Consider the following 24,890-nt stretch of genomic DNA (forward strand, 5'->3'; position numbering starts at 1 on the left):
CGCCGAGTGACGGGGCGGAGAGGTCACCTCAGACAGGGCCATGCACGCGGGTATCCGCAGTCTGGGAGTTCGGTCGTCGCGGGGGCTCAGGCCGCGAGGGTGTCGATGTGTCGCTGCAGCACCCGGTCGGCCTGACCGGCGGGGTCGTCGGAGGTGTTCCACAGCAGGTGGAGCGCAAGCCCGTCGAGCAAGGCGTGCAGTCGTGCCGTCTCGAGATCGGGATCGAGAGTCGGGTCTGTCACTCCCGACTCTGAGAGCTGTCGCAGCACTGATGAGCACACTCGGCCGACGCCGTCGTGAAGGTCGGCCGCGCTTTCCCTCAGGCTCTCGTCGGTGAGGGCGAGCCGGCTCAGCTGCAGCTGCACGACGAGCTCTGTGCGTCGTGTGTCGTCGAGGGGGAGCAGTTCCCGCATCCACTGCATCGCTCTCTCGCGACCGTCGCCCGTCACGGCGCGCAGTCGGGCCGCGACGGACTGGTGGATGCGGTCGAAGCAGAAGCGGCGAAGGGCGTCCTGCGTCGGGAACGCGCGTCGGAGCGACGCCGTGGCGATCTCCGCCTCCTCCGCGACCTTGCGCACCGACAAGCCGGCGATGCCATCGCGCACCAGCACGCGGAACGCCGCCGCCCCGATCTCGTCGTTGCGGTCGTCGTGGTCGATGAGGCGGGGCATGACCTCATTCTCGTGCAGTGGCGGGCGATCGCTTGGGCCAGATCGAGTAGCTGACGGCCCACAGCAGATCTATCGCCACGATCATGCCGAGGATCGGGAAGAATCCGAGCAGTTCGGCGGTGCGAGCCGCGTCGCCGACGAGAGCGATGAGGCCCCCGAGGAGCCCCGCTGCGATCGCGGCGGCCAGCATCGTGCGCGCGACGTCCTTCCAGCAGGCGATCGTGTACGCAGAGCCGGACAGGCGCGGTCGAGGCGCCGCCCCACGAAAGCGCGAGGCGAACTTCGCATCCGCCCACGCGACCATCCGGTGGCCGTACGCGACCGAGATGCCGATGTAGAGAGCGGCCAGGCCGTGGTGCCACGAGGCCGTTCCGCCGCTCATGAGATCGAGGGCGACGAGCGCCAGCAGAACCAGGTCGATGACCGGCGCCGCGAGCAGCAGCATCCTGCCGAGTCGGGGGCGGTCGAAGGCGTAGCGGGCGATGAGGCCGGCTCCGATCGCGACCCAGAAGCCCACCTCGCACGCGATGATCGCCACAAGGATCATGGACGGTCCTCTCGGTCGACGGTTCGATTATGTTAGCACGACTGTGCTACCACCTGACGTGCGGACGCCGCGCTACTTGAGTGTGTGGCGACCACAGGGTTTCTACTACGACATGCACTCGACGGAGGAAGGCGTCGCCCCAGGCGTCGCCGCGAGCCAGAATGAGTCAGAAGACGGCCGCGCAGGAAAGGGACCCTTCATGGCGTGGAGCACGAGAGAGGTCGCTGACCTCGCCGGAACCACGGTGAACACCGTGCGGCACTATCACCAGGTGGGCCTGCTCGAGCAGCCGAGCAGGTCGTCGAACGGGTACAAGAGCTATGAGGTGAGTCACCTCGTACAGCTGCTCCGCATCCGTCGTCTGCGCGAACTCGGGGTTCCCCTCGATCAGATCGATCGCGTCTCCGCCGGGGACGATCGTGCCCTCGCGGCGTTGGAAGACATCGACGCCGAGCTCGCCGTCACGATCGAGCGGCTGCAGCAGGCTCGGGTGGAGATCCGCACGATCATCGACGGCGCGACGACGACGGATCTGCCTCGGGGCTTCGAGAACCTCACCGCACGCCTCACCGAGACCGAACGGTCGCTGATGCTCATCTACTCCCAGGTTTACGATGACGAGGCCATGCGGGATCTCCGGGTGATGCTCGAATCCGATCCGGCCGACGTGCGCGCCGATTTCGATGCGCTGCCACCGGATGCCGACGAGCAGACGCGGATCCGCATGGCGGAGAGATATGCGGTCGGGCTCGCTCATGATCTGACGACCTATCCGTGGCTGCAGGATCCTCTGGCGCATCACCGAGGGCGCCCGCAGATGACCTGGGAGGCGGTCGCGGAGTCGGTCGCCGCGCTCTACAACCCCGCGCAGCTCGATGTGATCGCCCGAGCGCATGTGATCGCGCTGGCGACGATCGCCGCCGGCTGAGCGGGAGCACGACTCCGGGCGCTCTCGATTCACAGACGCGGCAGCACCGTCGCCGCGATCACGGTGTTCATGATGACGGCGTTCATTGTGCGCACCACCGCGCTCGATGCCGCTGCGGCACCCCAGTCGCCGTCCTCGAGCCGCTTCGCCCTCGTGTAGACATCGCTGCCCCAGGGGATCTCCGCGTGGAACTGGGAGAGCGTGCCGCTCGCCGACAGGAGGGCGATGCTCGCCGCGGTGCGGGGGTCCGGATCGTCGCCGTCGATGAGCGCGGCTCGCACTCTGCGGATGAGGTCGGAGCGGCGTTCGCCGGCGAGTGTGAGCTTCGTCGTCGGGAAGAGTCCGAGGACCTTGCCTTCCGCGCGGTTCAGATCACCGCGCGCGACGACACGGTCGAGCACCGGGCCGCGCAGCTGGGGACCGATGCCGGCGAGAACGGCCTGCACGTCCTGAGCCTTCTTCGACAGCGACGTCAGCGCCGATGCGAGAAGCGGGTCGGGCGCGTCGCCTTCGCCGACCGCGCGCACCCGGGTGAACAGTCCGTGCTCCTCGGCTTCGACCCGACCGGCGAGCGCGAGGTCGGCCAGCACGGCGCCGCCGAGCACGTAGAAGAGGATGTTCTCGCCGGCGATGGTGCCCGAATCGGGTTGGAAGAGCAGGAGCAGGGTGTCTTCGACGATCAGGGGTTCTTCCGACATGGGTGCTCCTCGGGTCCTCGGCATCGCGGCCGCGACCTGTCGTCACGGTCGTCACGAGCGCCTGTAGACGCATAGTCAAGACGGTGTTCCGACCACAGGGTCAAGCGGGTCGGCGATCGGAGAGCTCACGCTTGACCCTGTCCCGGGCACACGGTCTTGACTGCCTTCAGACATCCGCGGTACGCACCGTCCGCGGCATCCGACAGAGAGAGATATGACCGATGGACAACCCCTATCCCTGGTTGCAGGACTTCATCAACCAGGTCCCCGAGATCCTGCAGCCGATCATGGTCGCGCTCGTCGCCGCCATCCCGTACATCGAGGGCGAGGGCGCCGCCGCGTTCGGCATCATCGCCGGAATCAACCCGATCGTCGCTGCGCTCGCCGCCATCACGGGCAATGTGCTCTGCGTGATCGCGGTCGTGCTGCTCGGATCGCGGATCCGCGGCGGGGTCGTCGCGCGCCGCGCGGCGCGATCGGCTGCGGCCTCGCCCTCAGCGGTCGGTGGCTCGGCGCATGTCACGTCGACGGTGGCGACCGCCACGGCATCCGACGCAGGCGGGGTCTCCGGCTCAGCGACAGCCGACGACGATGACACGACGCGGCGCGGGAAGGGGCGCGCGAAGCTGCGGCGCTGGCTGGTCAGGTTCGGTGTCCCCGGCGCCAGCATCCTGGCACCGATCGCTCTTCCGACGATGCTCACCGCGGCCTTCTTCGTCGCATCCGGCGTGCGCAAGGAATGGGTCATCCTGTGGCAGATCATCGCGATCGTGCTGTGGACGGGAGCTGTCGCGGCCGCTGCCACGGGACTCCTCGCCCTGCTGGGCTGGTGAGGCGGCGCTCCTGCCCGAGAGCATGCGGCGTCGTCCTGGAGATGACGGACCTCGAGATCGCCTGATCAGTCGTCCACCGTCAGCGGAGGACGCCGCAGGCGGTCTCGACTCGGAGCATGACCGTGCCACCTGCTCCCATCGGGTAGCTCAGCAGGTACGAGCCGGTCTCGTCCTCGATGAGCGTGTGCCCGCCCGTCACCGGCCAGGTGGCGCCGTCGGAGTATTCGACGTCCTGCGAGGACGTGCCGGTGGAGGTCACCGCGTCGCCGTATTCATCCTGCAGTTCGGAGATCGTCCCCTCGATGTCGGTGCTGGGGATACCGAGCGCCCATATCCACCGCCCGATGCCGTCGTCTTCGCCCTGGCACGGGTACGCGTTCGCGTCAGCCTCCGCGTAGCGCTCGCCCGCGGGGAACGCGTCCACGAGCTTGTCGACGACGTCATTCGAAGTGTCTCTCACCTCGTTCATGCTCTGGTCGAACTTCGGCGGCTCGACGTCGGTGGGGGCGCTCGGGGAGCATCCGGCCACTGTGGCGAGGGCGAGAGGCAGAGCCAGGAGAGGTGCGAGTCGCGTGGAGCGCATAGGCACAGTCTTGCTCATCCCGACGGGCGACACGTCAACCCCGTCGGCCGATCCCCTCTTTTCACACGACACGTGTCACTGTGGACGGATGAGACCAGACGCGCGAAGCTACGACCTCGACGATCTGCGGCAGCGGGTCATGCAGGAGCAGGGCGGAGCGGTGGATGACAGCATCCCCGAGCTGGCCGACGCGGACGCCGATCTGTGTGCTCTGGCGCTGGTGCTGCCGGACGGCACGATCCGCACCAGTGCTCAGTCATCGGTCCCGTTCAGTGTTCAGTCGGCGGTCAAGCCGTTCCTCTTCGCTCTGGCGCTGCTCGACACCGAGGGTGAAGCGCTCGACCTCGTGGGCATCGAACCGACAGGGGAGGCCTTCGACGCGATCAAGCTCGAGAGCGGGACCGGCCGGCCGCCGAACCCGATGGTCAATGCCGGTGCGCTGCTCACGGCATCGCTCGTCGACGGCGTGACCGTGGACGAGCGCGGCGAGCGGATCCTTCGAGGGCTGTCGGCCTTCGCCGGACGCCGGCTCGAGGTCGACGAGAGCGTCGCGCGGAACGAGCATCTGCTCGGCGACCGCAACCACGCGCTCGCCCACCTCATGCGGGCAGAGGGAACGCTGCATGTCAGCGCCGACGATGCCGTCGCCGTCTACGCGCGGGCGTGCGCCGTGCTCGTCGACGCGGAGGCGCTGGCCGTCATGGGTGCGACCCTCGCCTGTGGCGGGGTGAATCCGGTGTCGGGGGAACGCGTCGTCTCGCAGAGCGTGGCTCGCGACGTCGTCTCTGTCATGGCGACCTGCGGCGTGTACGACGGTTCCGGGCGGTGGATGCGCGAGGTCGGCATCCCGGCGAAGTCGAGCGTGTCGGGTGCGATCGTGCTCTCGGCGCCCGGACGCCTCGGCGCCGCCGTCGTCAGCCCTCCTCTGGACGAGCTCGGCACGAGCGTGCGTGGAAGAGCGGCATGCGACGCGCTGAGCGTCGAGCTCGACCTGCACGCGTTCGGGACGTCGGCGAACTGAGGATCGAGCCCCCGCCGGTGTCTCAGTCTGCGTCGGGGGAGAAGACGGGGCTGAGGAAGCGACGTTCGTAGCGGCGGATGCACTGCGTTCTCCGCGCCAGCTCGAACGCCTCGATGCACTCGGGGTCGCTCTTCGAGGCCGTCCGGTAGATCTCGTACTCAGCCAGGGACGGGAAGGTGAACAGCGCGAACGCCTCGTCGCTGTCGCCTTCGCTCGGCAGGAAGTAGCCGTGGTGGGTTCCTCCGTGCTTGGCCACCAGTCGGATCCATGCGCGCCCGTACTCGGTGAAGTCGTCGAGTTTGTCGGGGTCGATCTCGTAGCGCAGGTGAACGGTGATCATGTCGTTCATCCTCTCAGAGGGTGAACGTCGTCTCGCTCTCAGCCCGCATCCGCGACGTTCCGTTCCTCGTCGGAGTTCGGGGTCCAGCCGAACCATCCGCCGTCAGTGCTCATGACGCTCCAGTCGCCGCACGCGAAGACGGTCTTCGCCGTGTACGGATCGGGAGCGTCGTCGAGCACCCAGGCCGGCGCCGAACTCCGTTCCACCTCGGTGCAGTCGTCGCCGAGCGCGGATCCGCTGGAGAGCAGAACGACGGCGTCCGCGGCGTCCTCGATGGTCGACGTGCGCACGGTGATCTCGGTGGCGTCGGCCGGGATCCAGCCGGCCTCGACCTCGGCCCCGTCGTCGAAGGCCTCGACGTCGTCGAAGGTCGATGTGGCCTGCTTGTGGACGATGCTGTCGTAGGCGGAGCATCCGGTGAGAGAGATCAGCCCCACGACGATCAGGGCGGAGGAGGCGAGGGCCGTTCGTGCGTTCATGTGTTCCACACTGGTCGACCCGAGCGGCGTCGACATCGGGCGAGCGAGGTAGCGGCATACATCTCGAGGATGATCCCGCGCCGACCCCGCCCCTGAACGCGAAGGTACGCTGAAGGCATGGGTGATCAATCGCCGCTCGCCTCTCGACCCCTGTGGGCGAGCGTGGCCGACGGCTTCTACGTGGGCAGCCGGGACGGCTCCTTCCTCGGCTACGTCGACCGTCAGGCGGATGGCATGTGGCGTGCTTTCGACGCGGTCTCGCGTTCCATCGGCGACTATGCAGACCACCACCGCGCGATGGCCGCGGTGACCACTCGGGGAGAGGATGCCGGATGACCGCCGAGCACGCACTCGTCTCGCTCGTCTACTGCAGCAGCGCGACGCACCCGTTCAGCGAGCAGGAGCTCGCCGACCTGCTCGCGGTGAGCCGGGCCCGTAACAGCGCTCGTGACATCACCGGCATGCTGCTCTACCGGGGCGGCGAGTTCGTCCAGATCCTCGAGGGTGCCAGGTCGGACGTGGAGAGCCTGATGGAGATCATCGGCCGGGATCCCCGTCACGAGGACGTGCGTGTGCTGATCGAGGAGCCGCTGCATGAGCGGCGCTTCGCCGAGTGGACCATGGGGTATCAGTCCCTGGTCGCTGCGGAGCCGAAGATGCTGTCGGGATATCGCGATTCCTTCGACGACCTCCGCGTGGGCGACCACGACATGATCGGCCGCGCGATCATGGAGCTCACCCTGTGGTTCCGCGTGCGGGAGTCCGCCGCGCGGTAGACGCGGGCTCGTGAGCACGGGCCGCTCGCCGGCCCGCTTCGCCGCAGCTCGCGCTCACCGAGCTCCCGCTCGGCTCTCTCGGGATGTAGACCCTGGTACTGCCTCGCCACCGTGGTCAGGACCGCAGCCCGATGTGCCCGTGCGCCGTCGTTCGTAGCGTCGAAGGCGAACGAAAGGCGCGACATGATTCGAGTTCAGTCCCTGACGAAGCACTACGGCGAGAGGGTGGCCGTGAACGGCATCGACTTCACCGTCGAACCGGGCACGGTCACCGGGTTCCTGGGACCCAACGGGGCAGGCAAGTCCACGACCATGAGGATGATCGTCGGCTTGGACCGGCCGACCGCGGGCACCGCGGAGGTCAACGGTCGGGCCTATGCGGATCTGCCCTCACCCCTGCGCGAGGTCGGCGTGCTGCTCGATGCCCGGTCGGCGCACAGGCGCCGCACCGCTTACAAGCACCTGCTGGCGATAGCGGCCACCCACGCCATCGGCGCCGCCCGGGTGCGTGAGGTGATCGAGATCGCAGGACTGGATGCTGTGGCAGACAGGCGGGTCGGCGGATTCTCGCTCGGCATGAACCAACGGCTCGGGATCGCTGCGGCTCTGCTGGGAGACCCGCAGACGATCATCCTCGACGAGCCGGTGAACGGCCTCGACCCCGACGGCATCCTGTGGATCCGCGGTCTGCTGCGGCAGCTCGCGGGGGAGGGGAAGACCGTGCTGCTCTCGTCTCATCTGATGAGCGAGATGACCCAGACGGCCGACCATCTGCTGGTCATCGGCCGAGGGACGATCCTGGCAGACGGTCCCCTGCACGACGTGGTCGCGGGTGCCACCAGATCCGTGGTGCGCGTGCGGACCAGAGAGGTCGAGCGACTCATGGGCACCCTCGCGGGCTCACAGGTCGCCGTGACGGCGCACACGGATGGCGCGGTCGAGATCGACGGCCTCGCCGCCGAGGACGTTGCGCGTGCCGCGGCCGGCGCAGGCATCGTGCTGCACGAGATCGCCACCATCGAGGGCTCGCTCGAAGACGCCTACCTCGCCCTCACCGCGCACGACACCGAGTACCGCGCGACCGCGCATGACGCCACCGAAGGAGCCGGACGATGACCCTCACCACGAGTCCCCGACGAGCGGATGCGCGCACTCGCCGCCCCGCGTTCGCCCACCTGCTGCGGTCGGAGTGGATCAAGCTGTTCAGCCTGCCCTCCTCCGTGCTCGCCCTCGCGGCGATCTTCCTCATCGGGGTCGGCGGCAGCCTGTTCCTCGGGGTGACGCTCGAGTCGTCGGGCGCGCCGTCGGTGCTCCTGATCGAGCGCACCATGGCCGATGTCACGGTGCCGACCGTCGTGCTCGGCCAGATCATCACCGGTATCCTCGGAGTCATGCTGATCGGCGGCGAATACGCATCGGGCTCGATTCAGCCCACGTTCGTCGCGGTGCCCGACCGGTTGCGCGTCCTGCGCGCGAAGGCGGTCGTGGCGTTCACCGTCGTCACCGCGACCGCCCTCGTCACCGTGTTCAGCGCATGGGCGCTCACCACGCCGATCTATGCACAGTTCGGCCTCGCGGCACCGCTCACCGCACCCGGGGTCGTGCTCGCGCTGCTCAGCTCGGCGGGGTATCTCGGGCTCTGCGCACTGTTCGGGGTGGGCATCGGGGCACTCGTGCGATCGACGACCGCGGGAGCGATCATCGTCTTCCTGGCCACGCTGCTGCTCCCTGTGCTGACGTCGCTGCTTCCGTACGGGCTGCTGTCCCGCGCTCTGCGCATCGCCCAGCTGGGCAATGCGGGCGATGCGATGAGCCGGGTCGGCGCGGAAGGCGGTCCGTTCCTCGACCTGTGGAGCGGTCACATCAGCGTGGGTGCCGGCTGGCTGATCGCGTCGCTCTGGGCGGCGATCGCGCTCGCTGCAGGCGCGATCGCCCTGCGCAAGAGAGACGTATGACACCGCGGCGATCCGACCTCGTGGTTCTCGGGTCGTACTCGGCGGTCTCGCTGGCCCTCGGCTACCTGTCGCTCGAGTCGTCACTGACCACACCCGCGTGGGCGCTCGTGGCGCTGTTCGTCGCGGGCATCGCGACGATCCTCGTCTCACGTCGGCATCCGTTCGTGGCCTTCATCGCGGTTCTCGTCCTTCTCCCGCTGTCGTTCGCCGGCGGTTCAGGCGCCGAAGGGGTGCTCGCGGTCGCGGCGCTGTACCGGTGCGGAGTCGACCTCCGGCCGCGACAGGCATGGACGGCGTTCGCGGCGGCCGTGGCGTCGGGCATGCTCGCTGCGCTGGTGCTGTCGCTGCGCGTGCGCCTCGGCCCGCCGCTGCTCGGACTGGCGCCGCGAGTGGACCTCGACGCCTGGCCGCTCGACTGGCTCGGAATCGCCACCGTCGTGGTCGCGGTCTCGCTGATGTCCATCCTCGTCGGGCTCAACGTCGGCCACCGGCGGCGCGAGGTCCGCGCACTCGTGGAACGAGCGGAGCAGATGCGCCGTGAGCGAGACCAGGAGTCGCACATCGCTGCCGCGCTCGAACGCGAGCGGATCGCGCGGGAGATGCACGACGTGATCGCCCACAGTCTCGCCGTGATGGTCGCGGTCGCCGACGGCGCGCAGGCCTCCGCCGCCGCTCGACCAGAGGAGTCCCGCCGGGCGATCGGGCAGGTCGCCGAGACCGGACGCCGGACTCTCGTGGAGATGCGTCGCCTGCTGACGACGGTCCGCGGCGAGGGCGACTCGGTCGACCGTCAGCCGACGCAGGCGACCATGGAGCGCATCCCGTCTCTGGTCGAAGAATCGCGGAGCGCGGGTCTGCCGATCCGATTCGAGCAGACGGGCGTCATCGACGCCGACGCGCTGGTGGGGCTGACCGTCTATCGCATCGTGCAGGAGGCGCTGACGAACATCATGCGGCACGCGCGCGACGTGCAGGAGGTCGTGGTGAAGATCAGCATCGCAGACGACGACCTTTCGATCCTCGTGGAGGACACGTCTGCGCCGGCTCTCCCTATCGTCGACCAGGGCCGTGGCCTGGTCGGCATCCGCGAGCGCGCCGCGTTCTATGACGGGCACGTCGAGGCCGGACCTCGACCGGGCGGAGGCTGGCGCGTGTTCGTGCGACTTCAGACGGAGAACCGATGACGATACCCGATGCCCACGCCGCCCGGATCCGGGTGCTGATCGCCGACGATCAGGAGCTGGTCCGCTACGGACTCCGTCTCGTGCTCGAGGCCGAGGACGACATCCATGTCGTGGGCGAAGCCTCCGACGGGGCGTCTGCCGTCGACGCCGCGATCGCGCTGGGGCCCGACGTGATCCTGATGGATGTGCGCATGCCCGGCACGGACGGCATCGAGGCGACCCGGGACCTCACCGCACGGCTGCCACGAACCCGGGTGCTCGTGCTGACCACCTACGACCTCGACGAGTTCGCCTTCGGGGCGCTGCAGGCCGGAGCCGCAGGGTTCCTGCTCAAGAACACTCGGCCGGCCGAACTCGTCGCCGCGATCCGCACGGTCGCGACGGGCGATGCCGTGGTCGCTCCGCGGATCACCTCGAAACTCATCGAAGTCGCCTTGCCGCACCTGGCTCCCCGCACTCGGGCTCAGGATCACGCTCTCTCGGTGTTGACCGACCGCGAACGCGACGTCTTCGTTCACGTCGGCCGCGGCCTCACGAACGACGAGATCGCGAGGGCCCTGCACCTGAGCGAATCCACGGTCAAGGCGCACTTCGGCCGCATCCTCATGAAGCTCGACCTGCCGCACCGTGTGCAGGCGGTCATCCTGGCGTACGAGCTCGGCATCGTCAGGCCCACCGGCCAATAGCCCCGCCGCGCAGGGCCGCCCATCCTCGCAGACTCACTGCGGTGTGTCCACCACTGCCGTGCAGCCCTGTTCGTTGCAAGACTCGGCGCATGGTCTTCATCGGTTTTCATGCCTCGCACGAGCAGATCGCACCGAGCGCGCTTCTCGACGCGGTGATCGGCGCCGAACGCGCGGGGTTCGACGGAGCCATGTGCTCCGACCACCTCGCGCCGTGGACCAGAGCCCAGGGCGAGTCCGGCTTCGCGCTGAGCTGGATCGCGGCCGCGCTCGCCTGCACGGAGTTCTCGATCGGGATGGTCAATGCCCCCGGGCAGCGCTATCACCCGGTGATGATCGCCCAGGCGTTCGCGACTCTCGAGGAGATGTTCCCCGGTCGCTTCTGGGCGGCGATGGGTAGCGGCGAGGCGGTCAACGAGCACGTGACCGGCGACCCTTGGCCCGAGAAGCGGGTCCGCAACGAGCGACTGCGCGAGAGCGTCGACGTGATCCGCCGACTGATCGAGGGCGAAGAGGTCGACCACGACGGCCTGGTGCGTGTCCACGAAGCGCGAGTGTGGAGCAGGCCGGCCGAACCACCGCCCCTGTTCGCGACCGCGGTGAGCGCCGAGACCGCGGAGTGGGCAGCCGCGTGGGCGCAGGGTCTCGCGACCGTGATCCAGGAGCCCGCTGCGCTGCAGCGGGTCGTCGACGCCTACCGAGGCACCGGGGGCTCTGGCCCCTGCATCCTGCAGGTGCACCTCAGCCTCGCGGAGAGCGACGAGGCGGCGTTCGCCATCGCCCGCGAGCAGTGGACCAACGGTCTGCTCTCGCCCCCGCAGACCTGGGATCTCGAGCAGCCCGAGGACTTCGAGGCGGCGGTGGCCGGCCTCGACAGGAACGAGCTGCGAAAGGCCGTGCTGATCGACCATGACGCCTCGGCGTTGGCCGGCCGCATCGCCGATCTCGCGGAGATCGGATTCGATCGCGTGTATCTGCACCACGTCGGCACCGAGCAGTCGTACTTCCTCGCCGCCGCAGAAGCCGAGCTCATCCCCGCACTCAAGGAGCGACTGTGAAGATCACCGATACGAGCGACCTCTGGTGGAAGACCGCGGTCGTCTACTGCCTCGATGTCGAGACCTTCCTCGACTCGAACGGAGACGGGGTCGGCGACCTGCAGGGCCTCGCCCAGCGGATCGACTACCTGTCGCAGCTCGGCGTCACCTGCCTGTGGCTGATGCCGTTCTATCCGAGCCCCGACCGTGACGACGGCTACGACGTCAGCGACTTCTACGGCGTCGACTCGCGCCTCGGCACCCACGGCGACTTCGTCGAGGTCATCCGCACCGCGCGCGATCGGGGGATGCGGGTGATCGTCGACCTGGTCATCAACCACACCTCCGACCGGCATCCGTGGTTCCTCGCCGCCAAGCGCAGCGTCGACTCGCCCTACCGGGACTATTACGTCTGGCGCGACGACGCGCCTCCGAAGGGTCAGAAGAACGAGGTCTTCCCCGGCCAGGCGAACGGCATCTGGGGCAAGGACGAGAAGTCGGGGCAGTGGTATCAGCACAGCTTCTACGAGCACCAGCCCGACCTGAACATCGCCAATCCCCGCGTGCGCGACGAGATCGCGAAGATCATCGGGTTCTGGCTGCAGCTGGGCGTCTCGGGGTTCCGCGTCGATGCCGTACCGTTCCTCCTCGAGATCCCCGAGGGCGCCGGCATCCCCGAGCCGCACGATCTGCTGCGCGACATCCGCCGGTTCCTGCAACGCCGGTCGAGCGAGGCGATCCTGCTCGGCGAGGTCAACCTGCCCTACGACGAGCAGGTGCAGTACTTCGGTGGTGACGACGGCGACGAGCTCACGATGCAGTTCGACTTCGTCGGGATGCAGTCGCTGTACCTGTCGTTCGCGCGCAAGGACCCCGCGCCTCTGATCGAAGCGCTGCGGGCCCGACCCGTGCTCGGCTCTGAGGTGCAGTGGGCGAACTTCCTGCGCAACCACGACGAGCTGACCCTCGACAAGCTCAGTGACAGCGAGCGGAACGAGGTGTTCGAGGCGTTCGCGCCCGACGAGCGGCAGCGGGTGTTCGGACGAGGCATCACCCGGCGCCTCCCGCCGATGCTCGACGGCGATCCGCGCCGCATCCGCATGGCCTACAGCCTGCTGTTCACCCTGCCCGGCACGCCTGTGCTCTTCTACGGTGAGGAGATCGGCATGGGCGAGAACATCGAGATCCCGGGCAGGGAGGCCGTGCGGACTCCGATGCAGTGGTCCGACGATCGCAACGGAGGATTCTCGGATGCCGCGCCCAGCCGGCTCGTCGCCCGTCCGCCGTCCGACGGGTATGCGCCGGAGCACGTGAACGTCGCCGCCCAGCTGGCCGACCGCGGCTCACTGCTGTACTTCATCCGCGCTCTCACCTCGAGCTACCGGATCTCGCCGGAACTCGGATGGGGCACGCTCGAGGTCATCGACCAGCCTGCCGAGTCGCTGCTCGTGCACTCGCTCTCGGCGGACGTCGGCCGGATGATCGCCCTCCACAACTTCGCAGAGGTGCCGGTGACCACGTCCTTCCGGCTGTCCGACGAGCCGGAGGGCACGACTCTCGTCGACCTCCTCGAGGCGTCACGCCTGGCACTCGACGCAAAGGGCGGGGTCGAGCTGGAGGTGCCGGCGTACGGCTACCGCTGGCTTCGCGTATCGCGTCCCGGTGATGGCCGAGTGACCTGACCGGCGACCCATCTCGTCGGCTCCCGGGTGCCGCAGATCGTCGCGTCAGTCGCCGGCGCCGCGTGCACCCTGCACCTCGAGCACCACGGCGGGGAGCTCTCCGGCCAGTTCGCGGGCGAGGAACCCGAGGCCCATCCGCTCGGCCAGCCGGTCGCCCGCGCGGGCATGTGCCCAGGCCCCCCACACCGCAGCGCGTTCCGGGTCGAGCCCTCGGGCCGCGAAACCCGTGATGGTGCCTGCGGCCACATCTCCCGAACCGGCGGTGCCGAGGCCGGGTCCGCCGACATCGAGGCGCCACACCGCACCCGACGGCGCGACGACCGCGGAGTAGCAGTGGATCACGGCATCGAGCTCTCGTGCGAGGGGCCGAAGGTCGCTGAAGAGGTCATCGACAGGGCGCCCCAGCAGCAGCTCTGCTTCGTCGAGGTTGGCATTGATGATCAGGGACCGCGGAAGATCGGACCGCGGCACCTCTCTCACGGCTCCGACGGCGAAGGCGTCGACGACGAGGCAGGCGATGTCGTGGCCTGCCAGCCGCCGCAGCCACTCGGCGGCATGCTCCGGATCATCCAACCCCGGCCCGACCAGGACCGCATCGGCCCCGTCGAAGGCCGTGCTCAGGGCATCCGGTGTCGGCTCGTCTGCAGCGGGCGACTCGTAGATCCCTGCTTCGGGCACGGTGATGCGCACGACATCGGCGATGGCGGCATCGGTCGTCACGGCGACCTTTCCCGCTCCGACGCGCAGCGCCGCCTCGGCGGCCAGGACGACCGCGCCCGCCGACAGAGGGGAGCCGCCGATGATCATCGCCGTTCCCCGGGAATTCTTCGAGTCGCCGGGGTCGGGGAGTCCCCACTGCTGCAGGAGGCGCGGCGTGACGGTCGTCGGCTCACTCGGGACGGACATCGGGGCTCCCTGGGTGCACGGTGACCGCCGCACCCAGCTGCTCGAGGTGGCTCACATCCGAGAAGTCGATGAGTCGCCACTGCTCGCCGTCGAACCGGAGCCGCGTCACGGAGGCATTGAGGACGGTGTTCGCGGACGCGAACTCCATGAGGCGCTTCTCGTCCATCCCGGTCAGCAGCGCCATCAGCAGCATGACGACAGCATCGTGGGCGACGACCAGTCCCACTCGCGCATCCGCATCGAGTGCGTCGTGCAGGAACGACCGCAGACGAAGCGCGACGTCGGCCCAGGACTCGCCACCGGGTGGCCGGTGATAGTACTTGCCCAGACGCGCGCGACGAACGGCCTCCTCGGGGTGCCGCGCGGCGACGCCCCACCGCGTCAGCAGATCGAGGATGCCGAGCTCCCTGTCGCGCAGTCGCTCGTCGGTGAGCACCTGCTCGACGGCCGGGGCGTCTTCCATGCTGAGCGCGAACGTCTGCTGTGCACGCAGGTACGGCGACAACCAGGCGACCTGCGGCGAGATGGCGCCGCCGTGCAGTGCGGCCGACAGCGCCCGCGACTGTTCTGCACCTGTCTCCGACAACGGCACGTCGGCATCTCGGCTCGCGAGCTCGATCATCTCTGCGCGCGCTGCCTCCGCTGCGGTCGCGGCGATGTTACCCACACTCTCCCCGTGCCTGACCAGCCACAGCTCTTCCACGTCACAGCTCCCAATCGTCGAACGGAAGGCTCCAGGGGCCATGGTCCGGCTCGACGTGGTCGTCTTTCTCGACCGAGATCACCACCCGTGTCGTCGCGCGGATGAGCACGCTGATGCTGCGCCCTTCGGCAGACAGGGTCACGAACGCCGGCGGCGAGGACGCAGCCGCTTCGATCTCAGCCATGATCTCGTTCAGGGGCTGATCGTCCTGAAGCACGAAGCTTCTGCCGTCGATCTCAATATGAGTTCTCACGGTTCTCCTTCCCCTCGTGGGCGACGTTAGGCGAGACGGTCGAGTGTGCAGAGGGCCTTGCGCCCGGGGCGCGCAGTGGTTAGCGGTTTCGCCGCCGAGCGCGGGCGGCACTCTCTACGATGGGGTGATGCAGGTCTTGGACACTCTCGCTCTCGTCGGTGAGGTGCTCTCCTGGGTGGGCCTCGGCATCGGTCTGCCGCTGCTTCTGCTGGCGTTCCTCATCCGCACGGTCGAGGGAGCGTGGCTGCCGATCGAGATCGCGGTCATCGAGCGCGAGGGCTCTCTGATCGGCCGCTGGTTCGCCGGCGGCGACTTTCACGAGAGGGCTCTGAGAAGGCACGAGGCCGTCACGACGGATGATGGCTGGGCCGACGGAGTGGTCAGCGCGAACAACCCCGCCCATGCGCGGGTGGGCGAACCGCCTCACACGCGGCGCGTCATCCTGACCCTGGGGATCGTGTTCGCCGGCGTAGGGTTCGTCGGACTCGTCGTGTCGCTGCTGCCGCTGCTGATGTCCTAGCTCGATAGTGTGACGCTCATGCAGGACTCCGCCGACATCCCCCCGTCCACCCCGCTGGATGACTGGTTGGACGCACTGAGTCGACCGACGGGTTCTCCCGGGGGAGGTGCGGCGTCCGGTGTGATGCTGGCGATCGCCGCCTCGCTGATGAGCATGGTCGGCGGGTATTCCGATGACGATCCGCGAGCGGCGGACATCGTCGACCGCCTCGCCCGGCAGCGGGCTGAGGCGCTGCGAGCGGTCGAGGCGGACGGCGTCGTCTCTTCGAGCTTCGGGGCGGCGCTCGCTCTGCCGAGCGACGACCCCTCCCGCGACGAGCGCGTGCGCAACGCTGCTGTCGAGGCGGCCCGGTCAGCAGCGCAGGTCGGCGTGATCGGCATGGCGATGCTGCGCGACGTGCGCGTGCTCGTCGAGGCGGGCAACCCGCATATCGTCGTCGATCTCGCGGTGGCGGCGGAGGCGCTCCGTGCCGGACTGTCGGGGGGAGCCATGAACATTCGCGCGAACCTGCAGATCGCGCGTCGTCACGGCGCCGAGACGCTGGCCGATCTCGAGGCCGACGTCGAGCGCGTCGCGGGTGCGGAGCGAGAGGTCGGGGAGATCATCCGGGAGCTGTCCTCACGCCTGGACTGAGCGAACGCCGGTGCCCGATGCGACCCGGCGATATCCGTCGCCGTGGGGTTCGACCGCGCCGCCCTCGATGAAGCTGTCTATCCAGCCGCGCATCGGCCACTCGCCCCAGCGCTCGGCGAACAGGGCGCCGTTGCGCAGGATGTCGTCGAGGTGGCGCCACGGCGGAGAACCGGCCGGGTGCCACTGGTGGTAGGCGTGCGCGCCGCCGACCCACTGCACTCGCATGCCGAGAGACCGAGCCCGTCGGCCCAGGTCGGTGTCTTCGGCGCCATACCCTTCATACGCCTCGTCGAAGCCGCCGAGACGCGTCCACGTCTCAGTGGTCACTGCGAACGACAGCGACCAGAAGAGATCGAACTCGTCATCGGTCGCCGTCACCACGTCGCCGTCCGGTGGCAGGGGACGAGCCGGATGCGGTCGGGTCATGGTGCCGAGGTCGGCCATCCTCGACGGACGCTGCACGCTGTGCAGGTAGGTCACCGGTCCGCAGAGCAGGTCGTGCGGGTGGTCCTGTGCTGCGTCGACGTATCTCTCGAGCAGGTCCGGACCCGGCAGGCAGTCGACATCGAGGAACACGAGCAGGTCGACACCGTGATCCAGCGCGAGCGCGGCGGCGGCGTTGCGCGCCGCGCCGACGCGCATGCCGTCGCGGCCGGGCGGCACATGCACGGACAGAACTGACGGCACTGCGGGCGGTGCGTCGACGTCGAGCCACGCCTCGACACGCACGACCTCGATGCCCGGCGTGCGCACCTCGGTGAGGAATCGGCGCTGGCGCTGCAGGTGGTCGAGACGGTTCATCGATGCCGGGGTGATGACGGCGACGCGGATGCTCATCGCGCCAGCTCCTCGATCGCGGCCGCGGCTCGTGCGGCAGAACCCGACACCTGCCACACGTCCCAGCGGGGAGCGGTGTCGGCTGCGCGCCGGATGCTGTCGACCACCTCGGCCGGCGACGCGTCAGCCGCGACGGTCCGGGCGAGCCCGTGGGCGGCCAGCACGCGGGCCATCTCCTTCTGCTCGTCGAAGGGTCGCTCCTGGGCGATGACGACAGCTCGGGCATCCGCGGCCGCGAGGTCCGCGATGCTGTTCTGACCCGCCGCGCTCACGACGACGGTCGCACGGCACAGCAGCGGCCACACGTCGTCGATGCGATCGTCGCTGCCCGCCCCTGCGTTTTCGACGACCCATCCGTCTGCGCTCAGCAGCTCCCTCGTCTGCGCGAGCCGCACCGGGTCGAGCGCGCGGCCGAGGAACAGCACGCGGCGCACGTCGTCAGCGTCTGCGTCTGCGTCTGCCTCGGTGCAAGCGCGGCCGTCGTAGCGCGAGATCGCGCCGACCGATCGCACGCGGTCCTCGCGACCGATGAGGGCCTTCGCGGGGATCGTGCCGGGAGCCCAGGGCGCCAGGATGCGGTCGGCGAGGTCGTAGCCCAGACGGTGCGGAGCGTCGGTGCGATCGCCCGGCTGCGCGACGGAGATCGTCGGCACCCCCAGCAGACGAGCCAGGATCGTGACCTCGACGCTGACGTCGACGACGAATGCGGACGTCGGGTGAATCGCCACCCATTCCGCGATCGCCGCGAGGCGGGCCTGGTGGCCAGGGTGCCCGAGCGGCGCCCAGTGCAGGGTGCCTCGGGCTGTGACATCGCCGAGCTCATGCGCCTCGCGGCTCACACCGTCGGGCCCCACGACGGCGTCGGAGTCGGAGGGCAGCTGGACCCATACGGTCTCCGGCGGCAACGAGGCGGGTTCGGGAAGGCTCGAGAACACCGTCACCTCGTCTCCGAGGTGCGGGCGGATCGCTTGCATCCGGGTCATGTGGCCCCAGCCGTGATGATGCACGTACCAGCCGATCATGCTCCGACCGCCTCTGCGTCGGCGAGCTCGTGCGCGGGCACCGCGCTCTGAGCGGCGACGGTGAGGACCCGCTCGATCTCGCGGTGCCTGTGATCGAGCGAGTGGCGCGCGGAGGCGGCCTCGCGCACGACCCGACGCGACAGCCCCAGCCGTGTCTGCTCGACCAGCGCCGTCGCGGCGTGGGCGAGTGCATCGGTGTCGGCGGAGGGCACGATGGCGGTGCCGGGGATTCCGGCCAGCACTTCGCTGGTGCCGCCGGAGTCGAAGGCGGCGACGGGCGTGCCGGTCATGAGCGCCTCGGCCATCACCAGTCCGAAGGGCTCCGACCACACCGGGGTCACGAGAGCGACGGATGCTGCCCCGACGAGGGCCGAGAGCTCGGGCTGACGCAGGGCTCCGACATAGTCGATGCCGTGGCCGAGCAGCGGTCGGACCTCCCGATCGAAGTACGCGGCATCGCCCACGCGGCCGGCGAGCTTCAGCCGCGCGCCTGCCCGCCGCGCGGCGATGATGGCGAGGTGCGGCGCCTTCTCGGGCACGATCCGTCCGAACCACACCCAGTCGCCTCCGCCGGGCCCCAGGCTCCACTGCGCCGTGTCGACGCCGTTGGTGAAGACGAACGCCTCGACGCCCTCGGCCGACCAGGCCCGCGCCGTGTACTGGCTGACCGCGAGGAATCGGTGCGGCGACGTTCCGGTGAGCGCGTTCGAGGCGATCACCATGTCGGCGAGGGGCGGCGTGTGCAGCGTGGTGACGACCGGCACTCCGATGTCACGGCTCCAGAGGATCGGATCCCCGTGGAGACTGTGATTGTCGATGACATCGACGCGTGTCGCGGGGGCGTCGAGCTGATCCCGCACGCGCGCGAAAGCATCCGTCATCAGCCGGCGGTGGCCCTCGGGGAAGTCGGTGTCGGACGCATCCCGTGACTGATGCCAGCGGGGGCTCGGCAGGTGCAGATCGATGTCGGCGCCCAGGAAGTCCGACCCTTCGGCCGCACAGAGCTGCACGTCGTGGCCACGGCTGCGCAGCCAGCGCACGCGGTTCCAGACCACGGCCTCCAGGCCGCCGGCGTGCGGTTGGCGGAGGGCATGACGCTCGGGGGCGACGACCATCACCCGCAACCGCTCGCGGCCGATCATGCGCGTGCCTCCGTCGAGATTTCGGCGCGTGCGGTGGCGTAGAGCAGGGCGTGCGCGTCGCGCACGGCCTCCCGTTCGGCCACTCTCTCGGAGCGTCGCCGCTCGACCAGCGACGTACGGGGCGACGAGGCGCGCGCATCGGAGGCGAGAGCCACGGCCTCGACCAGCGTCTGCGGGTCGTCGAGGTCGATGACGAAGAAGTCGTCGGGATGCTGGGACTTGATGTGCCCGACGTCGGTTCCCGCCACGGGAACCCCCAGGTCGTAGCAGAGCTCGACCCACCCGGAGTGCGTGCCATGCAGGTAGGGCAGGACGAAGAGGTCGAGTCCTCCGATCCACGCATCGATGCCGGCGTCGCTCAGACGCGGAGTGCGCCGCACGCGCACGGCGGGGTGCTCTTCGGCGACCGCGGTCACGCGAGCTGCTGTCGCGTCATCGCGGACGCGCTCGTGCATCAGCAGCTCGAACTCGACGGCTCGCCCTGTCTGTGCGAGCAGCGCGGCAGCATCGACGGCTGCGCGCACCGCACGCTCGGCAGCGATGTTGGGGCGCAGGTCTCGCAGGTGGATTCCGACCCGCAGGGTCTCGTCGACCGCGTGCTCGGACACGGCGGCACCGTCGAGCAGAGTGGGGTGAGCCAGCACCCGACTGCTGCGGTGCCACCGGCGTTCGATCTCGTCCGCTGCCGTCGAGGTGAGCGTCAGGAGGTGATCGGCTGTCGGGATGATCACGTCGAGCAGTTCACGATAGGGCCGCTGATCGACCAGCTGCGGGTTCTCCAGGTCGTGCACGGTGTAGACGATCGGCCTGCCGACCCGGTGCGCGGTCTCGAGAGCCTCGCGCAGCTCGCCGGGAGAGAACGACTCGAGCCCGAAGTGCACATGCAGCACGTCGAAGTCGGCACCGTGTGACGCGAGCCACTGCGATGTGAGCGCCACCGGCGGCCACCACACGTCGGCCGGCGCGCCCGGAACAGCAGGGTCGGGCAGCACACGCACACGTCGTGTGTCGGTGATCGCGCGCACGTAGGGGTGGGCGGCCGGGATCGAGGCGACGCGAATGAAGGCGGGTTCGGTGACGATGTGGTTCTCCGTTGGCGGGCTGAGCACCCGACGTGCGTATATCGCGATGACGGAGAGACCGCGCTGCAATGGGGACGCAAGACTGATGAGATCGAGGGGGTACGTTCGAATCATGAGCCATGATCCCGAACTACGCACGGCCGTTGCGCCGGCTGGCTCCCTGGTGCTAGCGCGCCGCCAACACTACTCGGAGTTCTACGGTCTGGCTCCGCTTCCCGAAAGCTACGGCGTCGTCCTCGGCAACTGCCAGGCCGAATCGCTGCGCATGGTGATGGACGCTCCCGAGCACCGCTTCGTGCGCGTACCCGCCGTGCACGAGATGACCGCCGACGACGCCACGCGCCTGCACGAGATCGTCCGCACCGCCGACACCGTCGTGAGTCAGCCCATCCGTGACGACTATCGCGATCTGCCGTTGGGCACGCGCCAGATCGCCGCGGCGACGGATGCCCGCGTGCTGACCGTGCCCCCGGTGCGCTTCGCGGGCCTGCATCCGTTCCAAGCCGCGATCCGCGTGCCCGGCGTCGAGGGAGACCCGCCGATCGTGGCCTATCACGACATCCGCACGCTCGCTGCCGCCGCAGGCATCCCGGTCGTCGCCGCGCTCGCACCCGACGAGGTGCGTGCCGTGGGGGAGTCGTCGATCGACACGCTGCGCGTCCGCGAGCAGAGCGCCGACGTGCGGGTCTCCGACCTGTTCGACTCGGTCACGGCCGATCACGCGCGCACCGTCAACCACCCGGGCGATGCGGTGTGGATGCCGCTGGGCGCTCGCCTGCTCGAAGCCCTCGGCCACACCGGCGGTCCGACCGATCCCGGGCGTCCGCTGCTGAATTCGGTGCGGGCGCCGCTGCACCCGGAGGTCGTCGAGGCGTGGGAGCTGACCGACGAGCCGCGCGCGCACTGGATCGTCGACGGCGCACCGATCGATGACGCCGAGGTGCGGGCCGCCCACCTCGAGTGGTACGCCGCCCACCCCGAGTTCGTCGATGCCGCCCTGACGCGCCTCGCCCCTCTGCTCGACGTGTGGCGGACGCGATGAGCGCCGCTCCGCTGCTGCTCGTGCACGCCGGAACCCACGGCGTCGCCATGTACGGGCGTGAGATGGCCTCCGCCGTACGGGCACAGGAGCCGTCGATCCGCACGATCGACGCGGCCGATCTGGATGCGACGCCCGCGGATGCCGCGCTGCACGTGCACTTCACGGATCGTCTGTGGGGTGATTCTCCCGAGCAGGCGTCGCAGGCGTTCACCGTTCTCGCCGCGCGGCGGCCGGTCAGCGTCACCCTGCACGACGTGCCGCAGGCGTCGGACGGCGAGCGCAATCTGCCCCGTCGGCGGGAGGCGTACGCAGCCGTGGCCGCGGCGGCGCGAGGGGTGGCCGTCAACAGCGAGCACGAGCGTGCGCTGCTCCGTGAAGAGGGGGTCTGGTCGGGACCGGCGGCGAGCATTCCGCTGCCGGTGGACCTCGAGACCGACGCGGGGCGGATGCCGACGGACGGGTCGGTCGGTGTGCTCGGCTACTTCTATCCCGGCAAGGGACATGACGAGGCAGCTCGCGCGGCCGCGCAGGCGGGCATCGGCAGGATGACGGTTCTCGGCCGTGCCTCGGAGGGGCACGCCGCCGAACTGGAGGACTTCGTACGCCGAGCGGGTGACCTCGGGGTCGAGGTCGAGGTGACAGGCTGGCTCGACGACGCGGAGATCGCGCGGCGGGGCCGCGCTGTGTCGGTGCCGGTGATCGCGCATCGTCACGTGTCGGCATCCGGCTCCCTGGCGTCGTGGATCGGCTGGGGTCGCCGACCGGTCGCGGTGCGCAACCGCTACATGGACGAGATGGCGACACTGCGCCCCGGGACTCTGCACACGGTCGACGAACCCGAGCTCGCGGTGGCGGTGCGGCGCGCCTTCGAGCACCCGGAGTCGACCTGGCACGGGCTGACGAGGCTGCCGATGTCGTGGCCTGAGGCGGCCGAGGCGTACGTGCGCTGGTGGAGAGGGCTGGCCCGGTGACGCGGCGGCCCTGGGTCGTCGGCAACAGGTGGGACACGCTCGACGGCGTCGACCCCGAGACCCTGCCGAGAGTGTCGGTGATCGTGGCCCACTATGAGCAGCCGGCCGAGCTCGCCCGCACGCTGTCCGCCCTGTCGGTGCAGGACTATCCGCACGAGCTTCTCGAGATCGTCGTCGCCGACGACGGCTCCGCCGGCGATGTCCGCGTGCCGGACGGGGTGATCCTCGTGCGCCAGGACGACCGGGGCTTCCGGCTCGCGGCCGCACGCAATCTCGGCGTGCGCGCGAGCAGTGGCGACGTGCTCTGCTTCCTCGATGCCGACACCGCCCCCGAACCCGGGTACGTGCGAGAGCTCACCCGGCTTCCGGCGCTGCTTCCCGAGGCCGTCACCGTCGGACGCCGTCGGCACGCGGACTTCTCGGGCATCGCCCCGGAGACCCCCGTGCTCGAGGCTGTGGTCGACCGTGAGCTCCCCGAGCCGGCGTGGCTCGCGCAGGAGTACGCCCGAAGCCGCGATCTGCTCGACGCCGATGACCGGTCATACCGGTTCGTCATCGGCGCGGTGATCGCCTGCTCGCGCCGCCTGTTCGACGAGACCGGCGGATTCGACGAGTCCTTCTCGGCCTATGGGGGCGAGGACTGGGAGTGGGCGCATCGGATGTGGCAGGCGGGTGCCGTGCTGGCCCACGTGCCCACGGCCGTGGCGTGGCACGACGGCCCCGAGTGGGCCGAGCGCAGCAGTTCGGGGCTCGAGCGGGCGAACGCCCAGACCATGACGCTCGTCTCATCGATTCCGGTCGGCGGTTCCGCCCCGCGAGGTCTGCTGTCGGACGTGCCCGACCTCGTCGTCAGGCTGCGCGGGACCCATACCCCGGAGGCGCTGTTCATCGCCGTGGATTCGATCCTCGCCGCGTTCCCGCTGGCGCGAGTGGTGGTCGATGCGACGATGACCGCCTTCGCGGGCGACCCGCGCATCACGGTCGACGATGGCCGGCTCGACCCCCGGGTGATCTGGGAGCTCGATCGACCGGTCGTGGTCCTCGAGCCGGATTGGATCGTCGAGCGCATCGCGGGTCTCGGCACGGGCGATGTCGGCGGGGTCGATCTCGTCGATGCCGAGGGCTCGTCGCTGGGCGTGCTGCGCTCGCGGCGGGCGATGCGTCGCGCCGTGCGGTGGGGCACGTCAGACGCCTTCGAATCGCACCGTGCCGTCGCGGATGGCATCCACCTCTTGCGCTCAGACCCGAGGGTGGAGGCCTGGGTCGGAGGATGGGGTTCACGCGATCAGTTCTGCTGAGCGTACAGTTCTCCTATGGGGAAACTGGAGTACAACAGCTCGCGACCGGCGATCGAGATCGAAGAAGTGACCTTGGCGCACGTGAAGATCGTGATCGGCACGAAGCTTCGTCGCAACGAGAGCTTCATGATGACCTGGCTGCCGAAGCCGGAGGCGTCATCGGGCCGCCTGACGATCTGGGTGCACCCCGCCATCCCGCTGGTGTTCGAGTTCGATCTTCCGACCGTGCACGCGATCGACCCCGCGCGGGTCGCTCACATGATGGATCAGCTGAACTCGCGGGGCGAACTGGTGCTCGACCAGCTCTGAGCCCGACGGCCCCGTCGCCCGCGGTCAGAGCAGGTCGTAGTGGCCGCCGTAGGGGAAGTCGACGTCTCCCGTGTCGCGGGCGTCGAAGAGGACGGTCGCCACAGCGATCGAGACCTGTGAGCGGGGCGTGACCAGAAGGCTCACCTGACGATTGCCGACGACGACGAAATCGACGAACCTGCCGGCCGTCGCGATCGCGTCTTCGATGCGACGCTTGAGCTCGCCGAGGTCCTGATCCTGAGCGAGCAGATAGGTCACCCCATCGGCCCGGACCTCCGTCTGGATCATCGTCTTCTGATCTGCCATGGAGTCCACATTACGAGGAAAAGCCTGCCCCGTTCGCAAGTCGCTATCAGTCGCACTGCACCGGGGCAAGGGGCGGACGGAACGGCCCGGACTGCTCTAGAACGGAACCATGCAGACGATCATCTACGGCGGCGACGCCTATCTCACGGGGGACGACATCGCAGATGCGCTGCTGGCATACGGGCGCGCACTGGGCGAAGAGGAGCGTGCCGAGCTCGTGGAGATCCCGGTGCAAGAGCCGGACGGCGCGGTCGTCACCGCGAAGTTCCTGATCGGGCCTGCCAGCCAGATCGTGGCCAAGGAAGTGCCCGGCCGAGGGCCCGAACTCGAAGATCCCGCGCTGGTCGACCGCCTGCGCACGCTCACGCGTGGCGTCGAGTCTCCCACGGCATCGCCGGTGGAGATGCCGGACGGCGTCGCCTACGACCTCGGCTAGAGACGCGGCTGAC

Annotated in this window: 32 protein-coding genes; 18 read left to right on the forward strand and 14 right to left on the reverse strand. The window is 69.3% G+C overall.

Features of this window, described 5'->3' with window-relative positions; genetic code table 11:
* Window positions 1–86 precede the first annotated feature (86 nt).
* Together OB895_RS14960 and OB895_RS14965 are read right to left on the reverse strand one after the other, a co-directional pair.
* Window positions 87–671, reverse strand: a complete 585-nt coding sequence (locus OB895_RS14960) for a TetR/AcrR family transcriptional regulator (RefSeq protein WP_311878011.1) — start codon at window positions 669–671, stop codon at window positions 87–89.
* A gap of 4 nt (window positions 672–675) precedes the next feature.
* Window positions 676–1,218 carry a hypothetical protein gene (locus tag OB895_RS14965; RefSeq protein ID WP_311878012.1) on the reverse strand — a complete coding sequence of 181 codons (543 nt, stop codon included), beginning with the start codon at window positions 1,216–1,218 and terminating at the stop codon, window positions 676–678.
* A gap of 199 nt (window positions 1,219–1,417) precedes the next feature.
* Between OB895_RS14965 and OB895_RS14970 the strand changes: the two genes are divergently transcribed.
* Window positions 1,418–2,146 carry a MerR family transcriptional regulator gene (locus OB895_RS14970; RefSeq protein WP_311878013.1) on the forward strand — a complete coding sequence of 243 codons (729 nt, stop codon included), beginning with the start codon at window positions 1,418–1,420 and terminating at the stop codon, window positions 2,144–2,146.
* 29 nt (window positions 2,147–2,175) lie between these two features.
* Here OB895_RS14970 and OB895_RS14975 read toward each other — a convergent pair whose 3' ends face one another.
* Window positions 2,176–2,844 (reverse strand): GOLPH3/VPS74 family protein, encoded by a 669-nt coding sequence (locus OB895_RS14975; RefSeq protein WP_311878015.1) that lies wholly within the window; start codon window positions 2,842–2,844, stop codon window positions 2,176–2,178.
* 221 nt (window positions 2,845–3,065) lie between these two features.
* Here OB895_RS14975 and OB895_RS14980 point away from each other — a divergent pair, with 221 nt between their 5' ends.
* The gene (locus tag OB895_RS14980) at window positions 3,066–3,677 is read left to right on the forward strand and encodes a small multidrug efflux protein (RefSeq protein WP_311878017.1); all 612 of its coding nucleotides are present in this window, start codon (window positions 3,066–3,068) and stop codon (window positions 3,675–3,677) included.
* Window positions 3,678–3,756: 79 nt separating this feature from the next.
* Here OB895_RS14980 and OB895_RS14985 read toward each other — a convergent pair whose 3' ends face one another.
* Window positions 3,757–4,260: a hypothetical protein gene (locus tag OB895_RS14985; RefSeq protein ID WP_311878019.1), complete on the reverse strand. Its 504-nt coding sequence runs from the start codon at window positions 4,258–4,260 to the stop codon at window positions 3,757–3,759.
* Window positions 4,261–4,348: 88 nt separating this feature from the next.
* Here OB895_RS14985 and glsA point away from each other — a divergent pair, with 88 nt between their 5' ends.
* Window positions 4,349–5,281 carry a glutaminase A gene (glsA, locus tag OB895_RS14990; protein WP_311878021.1) on the forward strand — a complete coding sequence of 311 codons (933 nt, stop codon included), beginning with the start codon at window positions 4,349–4,351 and terminating at the stop codon, window positions 5,279–5,281.
* A gap of 22 nt (window positions 5,282–5,303) precedes the next feature.
* Here the strand turns inward: glsA and OB895_RS14995 are convergent, their stop codons facing one another.
* Together OB895_RS14995 and OB895_RS15000 are read right to left on the reverse strand one after the other, a co-directional pair.
* Window positions 5,304–5,621, reverse strand: coding sequence for an NIPSNAP family protein (locus OB895_RS14995; protein WP_042540138.1), 318 nt, complete (start codon window positions 5,619–5,621; stop codon window positions 5,304–5,306).
* A 38-nt stretch (window positions 5,622–5,659) separates the two neighbouring features.
* Window positions 5,660–6,100 (reverse strand): hypothetical protein, encoded by a 441-nt coding sequence (locus OB895_RS15000; RefSeq protein ID WP_311878023.1) that lies wholly within the window; start codon window positions 6,098–6,100, stop codon window positions 5,660–5,662.
* Between the two features lie 117 nt (window positions 6,101–6,217).
* On the opposite strand from OB895_RS15000, the gene OB895_RS15005 reads away from it, so the two are divergent.
* The 8 genes from OB895_RS15005 (at window position 6,218) to OB895_RS15040 (ending at window position 13,417) form a co-directional block, all read left to right on the forward strand.
* Window positions 6,218–6,436: a hypothetical protein gene (locus OB895_RS15005; RefSeq protein WP_042539970.1), complete on the forward strand. Its 219-nt coding sequence runs from the start codon at window positions 6,218–6,220 to the stop codon at window positions 6,434–6,436.
* Entirely contained in the window at window positions 6,433–6,876 is a 444-nt protein-coding gene (locus tag OB895_RS15010; protein ID WP_042539972.1) for a BLUF domain-containing protein, read from the forward strand. The genes OB895_RS15005 and OB895_RS15010 overlap by 4 nt, the downstream gene beginning before the upstream one ends.
* Before the next feature lie 183 nt (window positions 6,877–7,059).
* Window positions 7,060–7,992, forward strand: a complete 933-nt coding sequence (locus tag OB895_RS15015) for an ATP-binding cassette domain-containing protein (RefSeq protein ID WP_311878027.1) — start codon at window positions 7,060–7,062, stop codon at window positions 7,990–7,992.
* Window positions 7,989–8,831, forward strand: a complete 843-nt coding sequence (locus tag OB895_RS15020; RefSeq protein ID WP_311878029.1) for an ABC transporter permease — start codon at window positions 7,989–7,991, stop codon at window positions 8,829–8,831. The genes OB895_RS15015 and OB895_RS15020 overlap by 4 nt, the downstream gene beginning before the upstream one ends.
* A complete protein-coding gene (locus tag OB895_RS15025; RefSeq protein ID WP_311878031.1) occupies window positions 8,828–10,015 on the forward strand; it encodes a sensor histidine kinase in 1,188 nt (395 codons plus the stop codon). The genes OB895_RS15020 and OB895_RS15025 overlap by 4 nt, the downstream gene beginning before the upstream one ends.
* Window positions 10,012–10,701: a response regulator transcription factor gene (locus OB895_RS15030; RefSeq protein ID WP_311878033.1), complete on the forward strand. Its 690-nt coding sequence runs from the start codon at window positions 10,012–10,014 to the stop codon at window positions 10,699–10,701. Before OB895_RS15025 ends, OB895_RS15030 begins: the two co-directional genes overlap by 4 nt.
* 89 nt (window positions 10,702–10,790) lie before the next feature.
* Window positions 10,791–11,756, forward strand: coding sequence for a TIGR03885 family FMN-dependent LLM class oxidoreductase (locus OB895_RS15035; RefSeq protein WP_311878034.1), 966 nt, complete (start codon window positions 10,791–10,793; stop codon window positions 11,754–11,756).
* On the forward strand, window positions 11,753–13,417 hold the full coding sequence (locus tag OB895_RS15040; protein WP_079113502.1) for an alpha-amylase family protein: 1,665 nt from the start codon (window positions 11,753–11,755) through the stop codon (window positions 13,415–13,417). The genes OB895_RS15035 and OB895_RS15040 overlap by 4 nt, the downstream gene beginning before the upstream one ends.
* A gap of 45 nt (window positions 13,418–13,462) precedes the next feature.
* Here the strand turns inward: OB895_RS15040 and OB895_RS15045 are convergent, their stop codons facing one another.
* Genes OB895_RS15045 through OB895_RS15055 form a run of 3 tightly spaced genes read right to left on the reverse strand, consistent with a single transcriptional unit; the run spans window position 13,463 to window position 15,279 of the window.
* Window positions 13,463–14,323: an ADP-dependent NAD(P)H-hydrate dehydratase gene (locus tag OB895_RS15045; protein ID WP_079113501.1), complete on the reverse strand. Its 861-nt coding sequence runs from the start codon at window positions 14,321–14,323 to the stop codon at window positions 13,463–13,465.
* Entirely contained in the window at window positions 14,307–15,068 is a 762-nt protein-coding gene (locus OB895_RS15050; RefSeq protein ID WP_311878035.1) for a histidine phosphatase family protein, read from the reverse strand. The genes OB895_RS15045 and OB895_RS15050 overlap by 17 nt, the downstream gene beginning before the upstream one ends.
* Entirely contained in the window at window positions 15,028–15,279 is a 252-nt protein-coding gene (locus tag OB895_RS15055) for a hypothetical protein (RefSeq protein WP_042539990.1), read from the reverse strand. The genes OB895_RS15050 and OB895_RS15055 overlap by 41 nt, the downstream gene beginning before the upstream one ends.
* Before the next feature lie 127 nt (window positions 15,280–15,406).
* Here OB895_RS15055 and OB895_RS15060 point away from each other — a divergent pair, with 127 nt between their 5' ends.
* Together OB895_RS15060 and OB895_RS15065 are read left to right on the forward strand one after the other, a co-directional pair.
* On the forward strand, window positions 15,407–15,799 hold the full coding sequence (locus OB895_RS15060) for a hypothetical protein (protein WP_079113498.1): 393 nt from the start codon (window positions 15,407–15,409) through the stop codon (window positions 15,797–15,799).
* An 18-nt stretch (window positions 15,800–15,817) separates the two neighbouring features.
* A complete protein-coding gene (locus OB895_RS15065; RefSeq protein WP_153302249.1) occupies window positions 15,818–16,432 on the forward strand; it encodes a cyclodeaminase/cyclohydrolase family protein in 615 nt (204 codons plus the stop codon).
* Here OB895_RS15065 and OB895_RS15070 read toward each other — a convergent pair.
* From OB895_RS15070 to OB895_RS15085, 4 genes are read right to left on the reverse strand one after another with little or no spacing between them, the layout of a single operon-like run.
* The gene (locus OB895_RS15070) at window positions 16,418–17,269 is read right to left on the reverse strand and encodes a galactosyltransferase-related protein (RefSeq protein ID WP_311878036.1); all 852 of its coding nucleotides are present in this window, start codon (window positions 17,267–17,269) and stop codon (window positions 16,418–16,420) included. The two genes, OB895_RS15065 and OB895_RS15070, sit on opposite strands and share 15 nt — an antisense overlap.
* Entirely contained in the window at window positions 17,266–18,291 is a 1,026-nt protein-coding gene (locus OB895_RS15075) for a glycosyltransferase (RefSeq protein WP_311878037.1), read from the reverse strand. The genes OB895_RS15070 and OB895_RS15075 overlap by 4 nt, the downstream gene beginning before the upstream one ends.
* Complete coding sequence (locus tag OB895_RS15080; RefSeq protein WP_052492923.1) at window positions 18,288–19,433, reverse strand: glycosyltransferase; 1,146 nt, start codon at window positions 19,431–19,433, stop codon at window positions 18,288–18,290. The genes OB895_RS15075 and OB895_RS15080 overlap by 4 nt, the downstream gene beginning before the upstream one ends.
* Window positions 19,430–20,542 carry a glycosyltransferase gene (locus OB895_RS15085; protein WP_311878038.1) on the reverse strand — a complete coding sequence of 371 codons (1,113 nt, stop codon included), beginning with the start codon at window positions 20,540–20,542 and terminating at the stop codon, window positions 19,430–19,432. Before OB895_RS15085 ends, OB895_RS15080 begins: the two co-directional genes overlap by 4 nt.
* An 85-nt stretch (window positions 20,543–20,627) precedes the next feature.
* On the opposite strand from OB895_RS15085, the gene OB895_RS15090 reads away from it, so the two are divergent.
* The 4 genes from OB895_RS15090 to OB895_RS15105 are packed head-to-tail and all read left to right on the forward strand — an operon-like array spanning window position 20,628 to window position 24,135.
* Window positions 20,628–21,557, forward strand: coding sequence for a WcbI family polysaccharide biosynthesis putative acetyltransferase (locus tag OB895_RS15090; RefSeq protein ID WP_311878039.1), 930 nt, complete (start codon window positions 20,628–20,630; stop codon window positions 21,555–21,557).
* The gene (locus OB895_RS15095; RefSeq protein WP_311878040.1) at window positions 21,554–22,528 is read left to right on the forward strand and encodes a hypothetical protein; all 975 of its coding nucleotides are present in this window, start codon (window positions 21,554–21,556) and stop codon (window positions 22,526–22,528) included. The genes OB895_RS15090 and OB895_RS15095 overlap by 4 nt, the downstream gene beginning before the upstream one ends.
* Entirely contained in the window at window positions 22,525–23,826 is a 1,302-nt protein-coding gene (locus tag OB895_RS15100; RefSeq protein ID WP_311878041.1) for a glycosyltransferase family 2 protein, read from the forward strand. Before OB895_RS15095 ends, OB895_RS15100 begins: the two co-directional genes overlap by 4 nt.
* Window positions 23,827–23,841: 15 nt before the next feature.
* Entirely contained in the window at window positions 23,842–24,135 is a 294-nt protein-coding gene (locus tag OB895_RS15105) for a DUF7882 family protein (RefSeq protein WP_042540001.1), read from the forward strand.
* A 24-nt stretch (window positions 24,136–24,159) separates the two neighbouring features.
* Here the strand turns inward: OB895_RS15105 and OB895_RS15110 are convergent, their stop codons facing one another.
* On the reverse strand, window positions 24,160–24,441 hold the full coding sequence (locus OB895_RS15110; protein ID WP_042540003.1) for a hypothetical protein: 282 nt from the start codon (window positions 24,439–24,441) through the stop codon (window positions 24,160–24,162).
* 109 nt (window positions 24,442–24,550) lie between these two features.
* Between OB895_RS15110 and OB895_RS15115 the strand changes: the two genes are divergently transcribed.
* Window positions 24,551–24,877, forward strand: coding sequence for a hypothetical protein (locus OB895_RS15115; RefSeq protein WP_042540005.1), 327 nt, complete (start codon window positions 24,551–24,553; stop codon window positions 24,875–24,877).
* The last annotated feature ends 13 nt before the right edge of the window (window positions 24,878–24,890 follow it).

It is taken from the genome of Microbacterium forte (assembly GCF_031885415.1).
GTDB classification, from domain to species: Bacteria; Actinomycetota; Actinomycetes; order Actinomycetales; family Microbacteriaceae; genus Microbacterium; species Microbacterium forte.